Here is a 12,927-nt window from a genome sequence, read left to right as displayed (position 1 = left end):
CATCAGTCGTCGAGGGCCTGTATGCGCACCCGCGCCGTGCCGCTGCCGAGCATGCCGAGGCGTTCGGCCGCTTCACGCGAGACATCGATCAAGCGGCCGCGGGTGTGCGGGCCGCGATCATTGATGCGCACAACGCAGGATTTGTCGTTTTTCAGGTTGGTGACCTTCACCCGTGTGCCGAATGGCAATTGGCGGTGGGCGGCGGTCAGGGAATGCTGGTTGAACGGCTCGCCACTGGCGGTGCGTTTACCGTGGTGCCTGGCACCGTAATAAGAGGCGACACCGGTCTGGTCGTAACCGTGCGGGTCGATGATGTCGTTGCTGGCGCAACCGGCGAGCAAGGAGAGCAGGGCGCAGGCGCCGAGCAGGCGTTTCATTCGAAAGCTCCACAAAACAAATGTGGAAACAACCCAATGTGGAGATCAGCGTCTGTGGCGAGGGGATTTATCCCCGAAGGGGCGCGCAGCGCCCCCAAATTCCAGATACAGAAGAATTGGGGCCGCTTCGCAGCCCATCGGGGATAAATCCCCTCACCACAAAACCCCTTCAGCCATGGATTGTTCCCACAGGGGATGGAGCCAGGCTTCAGGTCTGGCCCCATTTGCATCAGCCTTCGAGCTTGCTTTTCAGCAGTTCGTTCACTTGCTGCGGGTTGGCCTTGCCTTTCGAAGCCTTCATGGCCTGGCCGACGAAGAAGCCGAACATCTTGCCGCGTTTGGCTTCGTCTGCCGCACGGTATTGTTCGACCTGCTCGGCGTTGGCCGCGAGCATTTCGTCCAGAACCGCCGAGATCGCGCCGGTGTCGGTCACTTGCTTGAGGCCGCGCTTGTCGATGATCTCGTCCGCCGTGCCTTCGCCGTTGGCCATCGCTTCGAACACCACTTTGGCGATCTTGCCGGAGATGGTGTTGTCCTTGATGCGCTGCAGCATGCCGCCCAACAGTTCAGCGGAAACCGGCGACTCGTCGATGTCCAGGCCTTGCTTGTTGAGCAGGCTGCCCAACTCGACCATCACCCAGTTCGCCGCCAGTTTGGCGTCGCCGCCGATGGCTGCGACCTTCTCGAAGTAGTCCGCTTGCTCACGGCTGGTGGCCAGCACGTTGGCGTCGTAGGCCGACAGACCGAACTGGCTCTGGAAGCGCTCGCGTTTTTGCGGTGGCAGTTCCGGCAGGGTGGCGCGCACCTCGCCGAGGAACGACTCTTCGATGACCACCGGCAGCAGGTCCGGATCGGGGAAGTAACGGTAGTCGTTGGCTTCCTCTTTGGAGCGCATCGGACGGGTCTCGTCCTTGTTCGGATCGTACAGACGGGTCTGCTGGATCACTTTGCCGCCGTCTTCGATCAGCTCGATCTGCCGCTGGATCTCGGAGTTGATCGCCTTCTCGATGAAGCGGAACGAGTTGACGTTCTTGATCTCGCAGCGGGTGCCGAACTCGACCTGGCCTTTCGGACGTACCGAGACGTTGCAGTCGCAACGCAGCGAGCCTTCGGCCATGTTGCCGTCACAGATGCCCAGATAACGTACCAACGCGTGGATCGCCTTGACGTACGCCACGGCTTCCTTGGCGCTGCGCATGTCCGGCTCGGAAACGATTTCCAGCAGCGGCGTGCCGGCACGGTTCAGGTCGATGCCGGTGGCACCGTTGAATTCTTCGTGCAGGCTCTTGCCGGCGTCTTCTTCCAGGTGCGCGCGGGTGATGCCGACACGTTTGACGGTGCCGTCTTCCAGCGCGATGTCCAGGTGGCCCTTGCCGACGATCGGCAATTCCATCTGGCTGATCTGGTAGCCCTTCGGCAGGTCCGGGTAGAAGTAGTTTTTACGGGCGAACACGTTGTGCTGACCGATCTCGGCGTCAATCGCCAGACCGAACATCACCGCCATGCGCACCGCTTCCTGGTTCAGCACCGGCAATACGCCGGGCATGCCCAGGTCGATCAGGCTGGCCTGGGTGTTCGGCTCGGAGCCGAACTGGGTGGAACTACCGGAAAAGATTTTCGACCGGGTAGTGAGCTGAGTGTGAATCTCCAGCCCGATCACGACTTCCCATTGCATGTGTGTCTCCTCAGAAGCCGGTTGGGGTGCGGGTGTGCCAGTCAGTGTTCAACTGATACTGGTGCGCAACGTTGAGCAAACGGCCTTCCTGGAAATACGGCGCAAGCAACTGCACGCCCACCGGCAGACCGTCGACAAAACCGGCCGGCATCGACAGACCCGGCAGGCCTGCGAGGTTGGCGGTGATGGTGTAGACGTCTTCCAGATAGGCAGCGACCGGATCGCTGTTCTTCGCGCCGAGCTTCCAGGCCGGGTTCGGCGTGGTCGGGCCGAGGATGATGTCGACTTCATTAAAGGCCGCCATGAAGTCGTTTTTCACCAGGCGACGGATCTTCTGCGCTTTCAGGTAGTAGGCGTCGTAGTAACCGGCGGACAGCGCGTAGGCACCGACCATGATCCGGCGCTGCACTTCAGGCCCGAAACCTTCGCCACGGGAGCGCTTGTACAGGTCGATCAGGTTTTCCGGGTTTTCGCAGCGATGGCCGAAGCGCACGCCGTCGAAACGCGACAGGTTCGAGGACGCTTCGGCCGGGGCGATCACGTAGTACGCAGGAATCGCGTGCTGCATGTTCGGCAGGCTGATTTCCTTGATCACGGCACCGAGCTTCTGCAGCTCTTTGATGCTGTTCTGGATCAGTTCGGCGATGCGCGGGTCGAGACCGGCGCTGAAGTATTCCTTCGGCACGCCGATGCGCAGGCCCTGCAGCGAAGTGTTGAGGCTGGCGGAGTAATCCGGAACCGGCTCATCGATGCTGGTGGAGTCGTTCTGGTCGAACCCGGCCATACCTTGCAACAAAATCGCGCAGTCTTCGGCCGTACGCGCCAACGGGCCCCCCTGATCGAGGCTGGAGGCGTAAGCGATCATGCCCCAGCGCGAAACACGACCGTACGTCGGTTTCAGGCCAGTCAGGTTGGTGAATGCAGCGGGCTGACGGATCGAACCGCCGGTGTCGGTGGCCGTGGCCGCCGGCAACAGACGAGCGGCAACCGCCGCCGCCGAACCACCGGACGAACCGCCCGGCACGTGTTCCAGGTTCCACGGGTTTTTCACCGCGCCGTACCAGCTCGACTCGTTGGCAGAACCCATGGCGAATTCGTCCATGTTGGTCTTGCCCAGGGTCACGGCGCCGGCAGCGGCCAGTTTCGCGACCACGGTGGCGTCGTACGGCGCTTTGAAGTTGTCGAGCATCTTCGAGCCGCAGCTGGTGCGGATGCCCTGGGTGCAGAACAGGTCCTTGTGGGCGATCGGCGCACCGAGCAGGGCGCCGCTCTCACCGTTGGCCCGGCGCGTGTCGGCGGCTTTCGCCTGCTCGAGTGCCAGCTCTTCGGTGAGGCTGATGAAACTGTTGAGCTGCGGATCGAGCTGGGTAATACGCGCCAGCAGGACTTTGGTCAGCTCTTCGGAGGAAAACTTTTTATCGGCGAGACCGCGGGCGATCTCGGCCAGAGTCATTTGATGCATTGCAGGCTCTTTCCCTTTAGTCGATGACTTTCGGAACCAGATACAGGCCGTTTTCGACCGCTGGTGCGATGGACTGATAGGCCTCGCGGTGATTGGTCTCGGTCACGACGTCGGCGCGCAGGCGCTGACTGGCTTCCAGCGGGTGGGCCAAAGGCTCGATACCGTCGGTGTCGACGGCCTGCATTTCGTCGACCAGCCCGAGAATGCTGTTGAGGGCGGAAGTAATGTGCGGAAGATCGGCATCATTCAGGCCAAGGCAGGCCAGATGTGCGATTTTTTCCACGTCGGAGCGTTCTAGCGCCATCGGGATTCTCCAGTGGAAAACAGAACGGACGGCGTCCGTGTGTTAGATTGTCGGAACACTACCGCACTTCTACGGTCATAAGGCCGCGATTGTGGGGCTTGGTGCACAGAAAAGCGGCCAATTTAACATATTGGCGCCTTGCCCAAAATCCCTGTCGTTGTTAGAGTTTGCCGCACTTTTTTACCCACGCGTTGCCTAGGGTCCCTTTCCCATGTTCAAGAAACTGCGTGGCATGTTTTCCAGCGATCTTTCCATTGACCTGGGCACTGCCAACACCCTTATTTACGTGCGCGAGCGCGGTATCGTCCTGAATGAGCCATCGGTTGTGGCCATTCGGACACACGGTAACCAGAAAAGTGTCGTTGCTGTCGGCACCGAAGCCAAGCGCATGCTCGGCCGTACGCCGGGCAACATTGCTGCCATTCGTCCGATGAAGGACGGCGTGATCGCCGACTTCAGCGTCTGCGAAAAGATGCTGCAATACTTTATCAACAAGGTTCACGAAAACAGCTTTCTGCAGCCCAGCCCTCGTGTGCTGATCTGCGTTCCATGCAAATCCACCCAGGTTGAGCGTCGTGCCATCCGTGAATCGGCCCTCGGTGCCGGTGCCCGTGAAGTGTTCCTGATCGAAGAGCCGATGGCTGCTGCGATCGGTGCCGGCCTGCCGGTTGAAGAAGCACGCGGTTCGATGGTCGTCGATATCGGTGGTGGTACCACTGAAATCGCGCTGATCTCCCTGAACGGTGTGGTCTATGCCGAATCCGTCCGCGTGGGTGGCGACCGCTTCGACGAAGCAATCATCACCTACGTGCGCCGCAACTACGGCAGCCTGATCGGTGAATCGACTGCCGAGCGCATCAAGCAGGAAATCGGTACGGCCTACCCGGGCGGCGAAGTTCGCGAAGTCGACGTTCGCGGTCGCAACCTGGCCGAAGGCGTTCCTCGTGCATTCACCCTGAACTCCAATGAAGTGCTGGAAGCTCTGCAAGAGTCCCTGGCCACCATCGTTCAGGCGGTGAAAAGCGCGCTGGAGCAATCGCCGCCGGAACTGGCTTCCGACATTGCCGAGCGTGGCCTGGTGCTGACCGGTGGTGGCGCGCTGCTGCGTGACCTCGACAAGTTGCTGGCCCAGGAAACCGGTCTGCCGGTGATCGTTGCCGAAGATCCGCTGACCTGCGTTGCTCGCGGCGGTGGCCGTGCATTGGAAATGATGGACAAGCACACCATGGACCTGCTCTCCAGCGAATAAGCGCCGGTTTGCAATACGTGGGTGAGCGCACAGGCAGCACTTTGCAGTGCTGCCTGTTGGCGTTTATCTTCTGTCAGTCTTCATCCAGGCCGGTTTGATGCCGTATGAATAAACAGAACATTTGCCTGGGAGGAGCGGCTTATTAAACCGCTTTTCGCCAAAGGCCCTTCGTTGGGTGTGCGCCTGTTGGTGCTGGCCGTGCTGTCGGTCGCGCTGATGGTGGTCGATGCCCGCTTCGACCTGCTCAAACCCGCGCGCAAACAAGCGTCGCTGGTGTTGATGGACGCCTACTGGATCACCGACCTGCCCGGACGGCTGTGGGAAGGTATCGCCAGCCAGTTCGGCAGCCGCACCGAGCTGGTCGCCGAAAACGAAAAACTCAAGACCGAAAACCTGCTGTTGCAGGGGCGCATGCAGAAGCTTGCCGCCCTCACCGAGCAGAACGTGCGGCTGCGCGAGTTGCTCAATTCCTCCGCACTGGTTAACGAAAAGGTCGAAGTGGCCGAGTTGATCGGTATGGACCCCAATCCCTTCACCCATCGCATCATCATCAATAAAGGTGAGCGCGATGGCGTGGTGCTCGGTCAGCCGGTGCTCGATGCACGCGGTCTGATGGGCCAGGTGGTCGAGTTGATGCCGTACACCTCCCGGGTGCTGCTGCTGACCGACACCACTCACAGCATTCCTGTGCAGGTGAACCGTAACGGTCTGCGGGCGATTGCCAGCGGCACCGGCAACCCGGAACGCCTGGAACTGCGGCATGTTGCCGATACCGCCGACATCAAGGAAGGCGATCTGCTGGTCAGCTCCGGCCTCGGTCAGCGCTTCCCGGCCGGTTATCCGGTGGCGACGGTCAAGGAAGTCATCCACGACTCCGGCCAGCCGTTCGCGATTGTCCGCGCGGTGCCAACCGCTGCGTTGAACCGCAGCCGTTATCTGCTGCTGGTGTTCAGTGACAACCGCACCGCCGAAGAGCGCGCCAACGATGCGGCGCAGGCCCAGGAAAATCTCGATGCGCAGGGGGGTGGCCCGATGCTCCCGGCCACAGTGCCGAAAGTTGTCAACACGCCGGCTGCCGCTGCAGCGCCAGCCGCACCGGCCGCTGCGGCCAGCACCACGCCGGCCAAACCTGCAGCGAGCAAACCTGCTGCGACCAAGCCTGCGGCGGCTAAACCGCCAGCATCCCAGCCGGCTGCGCGACCGGCGGCGAAACCACCTGCCGCCACGCCAGCCAACACCGGGAGACAAGAATAATGGTCGGGGCTACTGCTTCGCGTAACGGCTGGATTGTCTGGCTGACGTTTGTCGTCGGCATCCTGCTGAGTGTTTCACCGCTGCCGATGTTCATGGAAATCCTGCGTCCCCTCTGGCTGGCGTTGCTGCTGACTTTCTGGGCGTTGTACATGCCGCATACGGTCGGCATGGTCACCGCGTTCTGCCTGGGGCTGGCCGAAGATGTGCTGCAGGGCGATCTGCTCGGTCAGAACGCCTTGATCCTGACGTTGATCACCTTCCTCGTGCTGTCCTTGCAGCAGCGTCTGCGGATGTTCCCGATGTGGCAGCAATGCCTGGTGATTCTGGTGATCTTCGGCCTCGCTCAACTGGTTCAATTGTGGCTCAGCGCCTTGACCGGCAACCGTCAGCCAACCCTGGCGCTGGTACTGCCGGCACTGGTCAGTGCCTTGCTCTGGCCTTGGGTCAGCTTCGCTTTGCGTGGATTGCGCCGGCGCTACAAAATCAACTGATTCGGTCAGGCATGTGCCCGCACCTCGACAAGGGAGATGTCTTGATGAAGCCGCTTTACCTCGCCTCTGGTTCGCCGCGTCGGCGTGAGTTGCTCACGCAGATCGGCGTGCCGTTCTCCGCCATCAGTGCGGACATCGATGAAACCCCGCTCCCTGAAGAATCGCCCTCGGCCTATGTCGAACGCCTTGCGCGTGGCAAGGCCGAGGCCGGTCGACGCACGCGGGTGTCCGACGCGGCATTTTGCGTTCTGGGCGCGGACACCGCGGTGGTGCTCGACGGCAAAATTCTTGGCAAACCGGTGGACGAAGCCGATGCATGCGCCATGCTGATGATGTTGTCCGGCAAGGAGCATGAAGTGCTGACCGCCATCGCCGTGCTCGAAGGCGAGCGCTGTGAGTCGCGCGTGGTGCGCAGTCTGGTGCGGTTCCGCCCGATCAGCCGCGAAGAGGCTGCGGCCTACTGGGCCAGTGGCGAACCCCGGGACAAGGCCGGCGGTTATGGCATTCAGGGCCTCGGTGCGGTGTTTGTCGCCGGGCTCAATGGCAGCTATTCGGCCGTCGTCGGGCTGCCGGTTTGCGAAACCGCAGAACTGTTGGGCCATTTCGGCATACCCTGTTGGCAAAACCTGAACGCGCAATAAGCGTCGTACGAATCAAGATGCGGCCATTATCGTGAACATGCCTGAACGAGACCCTGCCATGAGTGAAGAGATTCTGATCAACATCACGCCGATGGAATCGCGCGTGGCGGTGGTCGAAAACGGTGTGTTGCAAGAAGTCCACGTTGAGCGCACGCAGAAACGCGGGATCGTCGGCAACATCTATAAGGGCAAGATTGTCCGGGTGCTGCCGGGCATGCAGGCGGCATTCGTCGATATCGGTCTGGATCGTGCGGCATTCATCCACGCCTCGGAAATCTCCCTTCGCGAAGGCCCGGCGGTGGAGAGCATCAGCGCGCTGGTGCACGAGGGGCAGAGCCTGGTGGTGCAGGTCACCAAGGACCCGATCGGTTCCAAGGGCGCGCGCCTGACCACGCAGTTGTCGATTCCGTCGCGTTATCTGGTGTACATGCCGCGCACCGCTCACGTCGGCATTTCCCTGAAAATCGAAGACGAAGCCGAGCGCGAGCGCCTCAAGCAGGTGGTCAGCGATTGTGTGGCCAAAGAAGGGATCAAAGAGGCCGGTGGCTTCATCCTGCGTACCGCCGCCGAAGGTGCCGGGGCCGATGAGATCCTCATGGACATCCGCTACCTGCGCCGCCTGTGGGATCAGATCAATGCGCAGATCCAGACCATCGGCGCGCCGAGTGTGATCTACGAAGACCTCGGTCTGGCCCTGCGCACGTTGCGCGATCTGGTCAGCCCGAAGATCGAGAAAATCCGCATCGATTCCCGGGAAACTTTCCAGAAAACCACGCAGTTCGTCGCCGAACTGATGCCGGAGATTGCCGATCGTCTGGAACACTATCCGGGCGAACGGCCGATTTTCGACCTGTATGGCGTCGAAGACGAAATCCAGAAAGCCCTCGAGCGCAAGGTGCCGCTCAAGTCCGGCGGCTATCTGGTGGTCGATCCGGCGGAAGCCATGACCACCATCGACGTCAACACCGGCGCGTTTGTAGGCCATCGCAACCTTGAAGAAACCATCTTCAAGACCAACCTCGAAGCCGCCACCGCAATTGCCCGGCAGATGCGCCTGCGCAATCTGGGCGGGATCATCATCATCGACTTCATCGACATGGAAGATGAAGAGCATCAGCGCCAGGTGCTGCGCACCCTGGAAAAACAGCTCGAACGTGATCACGCCAAGACCAACATCATTGGCATCACCGAGTTGGGCCTGGTGCAGATGACCCGCAAGCGCACCCGTGAAAGCCTTGAACAAGTGCTGTGCGAGCCGTGCAGCAGTTGCCAGGGCCGGGGCAAGTTGAAGACCCCGGAAACCATCTGTTACGAGATTTTCCGCGAGATTCTGCGCGAAGCCCGGGCCTATCAGGCCGAAGGTTACCGGGTGCTGGCGAACCAGAAAGTGGTGGACCGTTTGCTCGATGAAGAATCCGGTAACGTCGCCGAGCTTGAAGGGTTTATCGGCCGCACCATACGCTTTCAGGTCGAAACCATGTATTCCCAGGAACAATATGACGTGGTGCTGCTCTGAACCCCTGCAGCACATTTAATCCACAACGGCTGGCCTCAGCTTTCAGTAGTTTTTTTGCCATGGGAGCCAACTGACATGGAGCGTCTGACACGCATTTTGGCCGCACTGACCCGCTGGGGGCTGGGCCTGTGCGCGTTGGTTCTGGTGTTGATGGCGTTGTACGTCAGCCTCGGTCGGGAACTGACGCCACTGGTGGCGGAATACCGCACCGATATCGAAGACAGGGCCACGGCTGCGCTCGGCATGCCGTTGCAGATCGGCGAGCTGGAAGGCAACTGGAGCGGCTTCGCCCCGATTCTGCTGGCCCATGATGTGATGGTCGGTGACGGCGCCAATGCCCTGCGTCTGGATCGGGTGCGCGTGGTGCCTGACCTCTGGGCCAGTCTGCTGGCGCGCGAAGTCCGCATCGCCCATCTGGAATTGAACGGCCTGAAGATCAGCGTCAAGGAAGCGCAGGACGGCACCTGGGCGCTGGAAGGTCTGCCGGTGCAGAGCGACCAGCCGCTTGATCCCGAACAATTGTTCCAACGCTCGCAGATGGTTCAGCAACTGTCGGTGCTCGACAGTCAGGTGACCGTGCAGCCGCTGGATCAGGCGCCGATGACCTTTACTTATGTCGGCCTCAATCTGAAAACCGGTAGCAGCCGTCAGCGTCTCGATGCTCGTCTGACCTTGCCCGACGGGCAACCGGTGGCGATGAGCCTGCGTACGCGGATTCGCCCCTCTCAATTGCCGGACAGTTCGGTGGAGGGCTATGTCAGTCTGCCGCAAAGCGACTGGTCAAAGTGGCTGCCGGAGCGTTTGACTCAACAGTGGAATTTCTCCGAGATCAAGGCTGGCGGCGAGCTGTGGGTGAACTGGAACGACGGCGCTCTGCAAAGCGCCGCCATCCGTTTGAACGCACCACAGGTGAGCGGCGCTTATGCCGAGCGCAAGCCGATCAAGATCAGCAATCTGGCACTCAACGGCTATTACCTGCGGGATGACGAGGGCGCGATTGTCACTCTCGATTCGCTGGCGATGAACTTTGGCGAGACCCGCTGGGAATCCCATGTGCAACTCAAGCAGACGGTGGCCACCGATAAGGCCGATGAGCTGTGGCATTTGCAGGCCGACCGCCTCGATCTGACACCGATCACGCCGCTGCTCAATGCGCTGGGACCGTTGCCAGAGAACGTCGCCACGGTGGTCGACCACCTGAAGGTGACGGGTGGACTGCGCAACGTGCTGCTGGATTTTCGTCCCAATGCCACCGACGGATCGAAATTCGGCTTTGCGGCCAACCTCGATAATGTCGGTTTCGATGCCTATCACGGTGCCCCGGCTGCGCGAAACGTCAGTGGCAGCCTCAGCGGCAACCTCGACGGTGGCGAGTTGCGCCTGGACAGCAAGGATTTCGTCCTGCACCTCGACCCGATCTTCGCCAAGCCATGGCAATACATCCAGGCCAATGCCCGACTGACCTGGAAGCTCGATAAAGAAGGTTTCACCCTGATCGCGCCGTACCTGAAAGTGCTGGGCGAAGAGGGCAAGATTGCCGGCGACTTCCTGATCCGCTTGCACTTCGACCATAGCCAGGAAGACTACATGGACCTGCGCGTCGGGCTGGTCGATGGCGATGGTCGCTACACCGCCAAATACCTGCCCGAAGTGTTGAGCCCGGCCCTCGACGAGTGGCTGCGTACAGCGATCCTCAAGGGCGCCGTGGACCAGGGCTTCTTCCAGTACCAGGGGTCGCTGAGCAAAAACGCCAAGGACGTGGATCGCAGCATCAGCCTGTTCTTCAAGGTGCATGACGCCGAGCTGGCGTTCCAGCCGGGCTGGCCACACGTGAGCAAGGTCAGCGGCGACGTGTTCATCGAGGACAGCGGGGTGCGCATCGTGGCCGACAAGGGCCAGTTGCTAGACACCCAGGTCAGCGACGTTTTCGTCAACATTCCCCATGTGCCGGCCGGGCAGCCCACCCATCTGTTGCTCGACGGCGGATTTGTCGGCGGGCTGGGCGATGGCTTGAAGATTCTGCAGACCGCGCCGATCGGCACTGGCGAAACCTTTGCCGGCTGGGAAGGCGAGGGCGATTTGCAGGGCAAGGTCAAACTCGACATTCCGCTGGAAAAGGGCGATCTGCCGAAGATCCTCGTCGATTTCAAGACCGCCAATGCGCGCCTGAAACTGGCTGAGCCGAAGCTGGAACTGAGCCAGCTCAAGGGCGATTTCCGTTTTGACAGCGCCAAGGGACTGAGCGGGCAGAACATCGCCGCCAGGGCTTTCGACAAGCCCGTGACCGCACAGATTTTCGCTGATGGCAGCCCGAACAAGCTCAAGACTCGGGTCGCGGCTTCCGGGCAGGTCGAGGTCAAGAAACTTACTGACTGGCTGGGCGTGACTCAGCCGTTGCCGGTGTCCGGGACCATTCCCTATCAGTTGCAGGTCAACCTCGATGGCACTGACAGTCAGCTCACTGTCAGCTCCAGCATGAAAGGTGTGGCAGTGGATCTGCCGGCACCGTTTGGCATGTCGGCCGAGCAGGGTCGTGACACGGTGTTCCGCATGACGTTGCAAGGTGCGGAGCGGCGTTACTGGGTCAACTACGATCAACTGGCGAGCTTCACCTTCGCCGCGCCGCCGAGCAATATCGCTGATGGCCGAGGCGAATTGTTCCTCGGTACGGGCGACGCGGTTCTGCCGGAGGCCAAGGGCTTGCGCATTCGCGGTGTGCTGTCGGAGCTGGACGTCGCGCCGTGGCAGGATCTGGTCAATAAGTACGCCGGCAACGATCCGGGCGGCAGTGCCAAACAATTACTCAACAGTGCCGACTTCAAGGTGGGCAAGCTCACAGCCTTCGGCACCACGCTGGATCAGGCTGCGGTACAGGTCAATCGCAAGCCATGGGCGTGGAATCTGGCGCTCGACAGCCAGCAGGCCAAGGGCTCGGCCAGCCTGCCCGATGCCAAGGGCGCGCCGATCGCGGTCAATCTGCAATACGTACGCCTGCCGGCACCGGATCCGACGGTGCAGGCTGACGAGAATTCGCCCGATCCGCTGGTTTCGGTCGACCCGACGAAAATTCCCGCGCTGGATATCACCATCAATCAGTTGTTTCTGGGCCAGGATCTGGTGGGCGGCTGGTCGCTGAAAGTTCGCCCGACGGCCAAAGGCATCGCCCTGAACAATCTGGACATGGGCCTCAAGGGCATCCTGTTGCAGGGTAATGGCGGCTGGGAAGGGGCGCCGGGTTCGACCAACAGCTGGTTCAAGGGCCGGATCAGCGGCAAGAACCTTGCCGATGTGCTCAAGGGCTGGGGCTTTGCGCCGAGCGTGACCAGTGAAGAGTTTCACATGGACGTCGATGGCCGCTGGCCCGGTTCGCCGGCATGGCTGGCGACCAAGCGCTTCTCCGGCACGCTGGACGCTTCGCTCAATAAAGGTCAGTTCGTAGAAGTGGAGGGCGGCGCGCAGGCGTTGCGGGTGTTTGGCCTGCTCAACTTCAACTCCATCGGCCGTCGCCTGCGTCTGGACTTCTCCGACTTGTTTGGCAAAGGCTTGAGCTACGATCGGGTCAAGGGCCTGTTGGTGGCAAATAACGGCGTGTATGTCACCCGCGAGCCGATTCGTCTGACCGGTCCTTCGAGCAACCTTGAGCTGGACGGTACGCTGGATCTGGTCGGCGATCAGGTCGATGCAAAATTGCTGGTGACCTTGCCGGTAACCAACAATCTGCCAATTGCTGCGTTGATCGTCGGCGCACCGGCGGTCGGCGGGGCATTGTTCCTGATCGACAAGCTGATCGGCGACCGCGTGGCACGCTTCGCCAGCGTCAAGTACACCGTCAAAGGTCCGTGGAAAGAGCCGAAAATCACCTTCGACAAGCCTTTTTGAGTAGCATGAGGCTATCCCCTATGTAGGAGCTGCCGCAGGCTGCGATCTTTTGATCTGGTTTTTAAAAGCAAAATCAAAA

The 12,927-nt window shown here is 60.9% G+C and carries 10 protein-coding genes; 6 read left to right on the top strand and 4 right to left on the bottom strand.

All coding sequences use genetic code 11. From position 1 onward, the window contains the following. Positions 1–2: 2 nt before the first annotated feature. From JN524_RS17860 to gatC, 4 genes are all read right to left on the bottom strand, one after another. Positions 3–377: a septal ring lytic transglycosylase RlpA family protein gene (locus JN524_RS17860; protein WP_202370182.1), complete on the bottom strand. Its 375-nt coding sequence runs from the start codon at positions 375–377 to the stop codon at positions 3–5. 229 nt (positions 378–606) lie between these two features. Further along, entirely contained in the window at positions 607–2,052 is a 1,446-nt protein-coding gene (gatB, locus tag JN524_RS17855) for an Asp-tRNA(Asn)/Glu-tRNA(Gln) amidotransferase subunit GatB (RefSeq protein WP_003221653.1), read from the bottom strand. A gap of 10 nt (positions 2,053–2,062) precedes the next feature. Then, complete coding sequence (gene gatA, locus JN524_RS17850; RefSeq protein WP_202370181.1) at positions 2,063–3,514, bottom strand: Asp-tRNA(Asn)/Glu-tRNA(Gln) amidotransferase subunit GatA; 1,452 nt, start codon at positions 3,512–3,514, stop codon at positions 2,063–2,065. 16 nt (positions 3,515–3,530) lie between these two features. Next, positions 3,531–3,818, bottom strand: coding sequence for an Asp-tRNA(Asn)/Glu-tRNA(Gln) amidotransferase subunit GatC (gatC, locus tag JN524_RS17845; RefSeq protein WP_003221657.1), 288 nt, complete (start codon positions 3,816–3,818; stop codon positions 3,531–3,533). Between the two features lie 211 nt (positions 3,819–4,029). On the opposite strand from gatC, the gene mreB reads away from it, so the two are divergent. The 6 genes from mreB to JN524_RS17815 all read left to right on the top strand — a co-directional run bounded on the left by mreB (position 4,030) and on the right by JN524_RS17815 (position 12,848). Then, a complete protein-coding gene (gene mreB / locus JN524_RS17840; RefSeq protein WP_002555108.1) occupies positions 4,030–5,067 on the top strand; it encodes a rod shape-determining protein MreB in 1,038 nt (345 codons plus the stop codon). Between the two features lie 141 nt (positions 5,068–5,208). Then, complete coding sequence (gene mreC / locus JN524_RS17835) at positions 5,209–6,321, top strand: rod shape-determining protein MreC (protein ID WP_202370275.1); 1,113 nt, start codon at positions 5,209–5,211, stop codon at positions 6,319–6,321. Next, a complete protein-coding gene (mreD, locus tag JN524_RS17830; RefSeq protein WP_007961576.1) occupies positions 6,321–6,812 on the top strand; it encodes a rod shape-determining protein MreD in 492 nt (163 codons plus the stop codon). The genes mreC and mreD overlap by 1 nt, the downstream gene beginning before the upstream one ends. A 44-nt stretch (positions 6,813–6,856) precedes the next feature. Further along, entirely contained in the window at positions 6,857–7,453 is a 597-nt protein-coding gene (locus tag JN524_RS17825; RefSeq protein WP_007961584.1) for a Maf family protein, read from the top strand. Positions 7,454–7,511: 58 nt separating this feature from the next. Further along, positions 7,512–8,969 (top strand): ribonuclease G, encoded by a 1,458-nt coding sequence (gene rng, locus JN524_RS17820; RefSeq protein WP_007961585.1) that lies wholly within the window; start codon positions 7,512–7,514, stop codon positions 8,967–8,969. Positions 8,970–9,044: 75 nt separating this feature from the next. Beyond that, complete coding sequence (locus JN524_RS17815) at positions 9,045–12,848, top strand: YhdP family protein (RefSeq protein WP_202370180.1); 3,804 nt, start codon at positions 9,045–9,047, stop codon at positions 12,846–12,848. The last annotated feature ends 79 nt before the right edge of the window (positions 12,849–12,927 follow it).

It is taken from the genome of Pseudomonas sp. MWU318 (assembly GCF_016756945.1).
GTDB classification, from domain to species: domain Bacteria; phylum Pseudomonadota; class Gammaproteobacteria; order Pseudomonadales; family Pseudomonadaceae; genus Aquipseudomonas; species Aquipseudomonas putida_A.
Note: the sequence above shows the minus strand (reverse complement) of the source record. Positions and strands in the feature narration are given on the sequence as shown.

Bases quoted from the DNA above. Each gene is read 5' to 3' on its own strand.
- JN524_RS17860 (WP_202370182.1), bottom strand. From the start codon at position 377: ATGAAACGCCTGCTCGGCGCCTGCGCCCTGCTCTCCTTGCTCGCCGGT.
- gatB (WP_003221653.1), bottom strand. From the start codon at position 2,052: ATGCAATGGGAAGTCGTGATCGGGCTGGAGATTCACACTCAGCTCACT.
- gatA (WP_202370181.1), bottom strand. From the start codon at position 3,514: ATGCATCAAATGACTCTGGCCGAGATCGCCCGCGGTCTCGCCGATAAA.
- gatC (WP_003221657.1), bottom strand. From the start codon at position 3,818: ATGGCGCTAGAACGCTCCGACGTGGAAAAAATCGCACATCTGGCCTGC.
- mreB (WP_002555108.1), top strand. From the start codon at position 4,030: ATGTTCAAGAAACTGCGTGGCATGTTTTCCAGCGATCTTTCCATTGAC.
- mreD (WP_007961576.1), top strand. From the start codon at position 6,321: ATGGTCGGGGCTACTGCTTCGCGTAACGGCTGGATTGTCTGGCTGACG.
- JN524_RS17825 (WP_007961584.1), top strand. From the start codon at position 6,857: ATGAAGCCGCTTTACCTCGCCTCTGGTTCGCCGCGTCGGCGTGAGTTG.
- rng (WP_007961585.1), top strand. From the start codon at position 7,512: ATGAGTGAAGAGATTCTGATCAACATCACGCCGATGGAATCGCGCGTG.
- JN524_RS17815 (WP_202370180.1), top strand. From the start codon at position 9,045: ATGGAGCGTCTGACACGCATTTTGGCCGCACTGACCCGCTGGGGGCTG.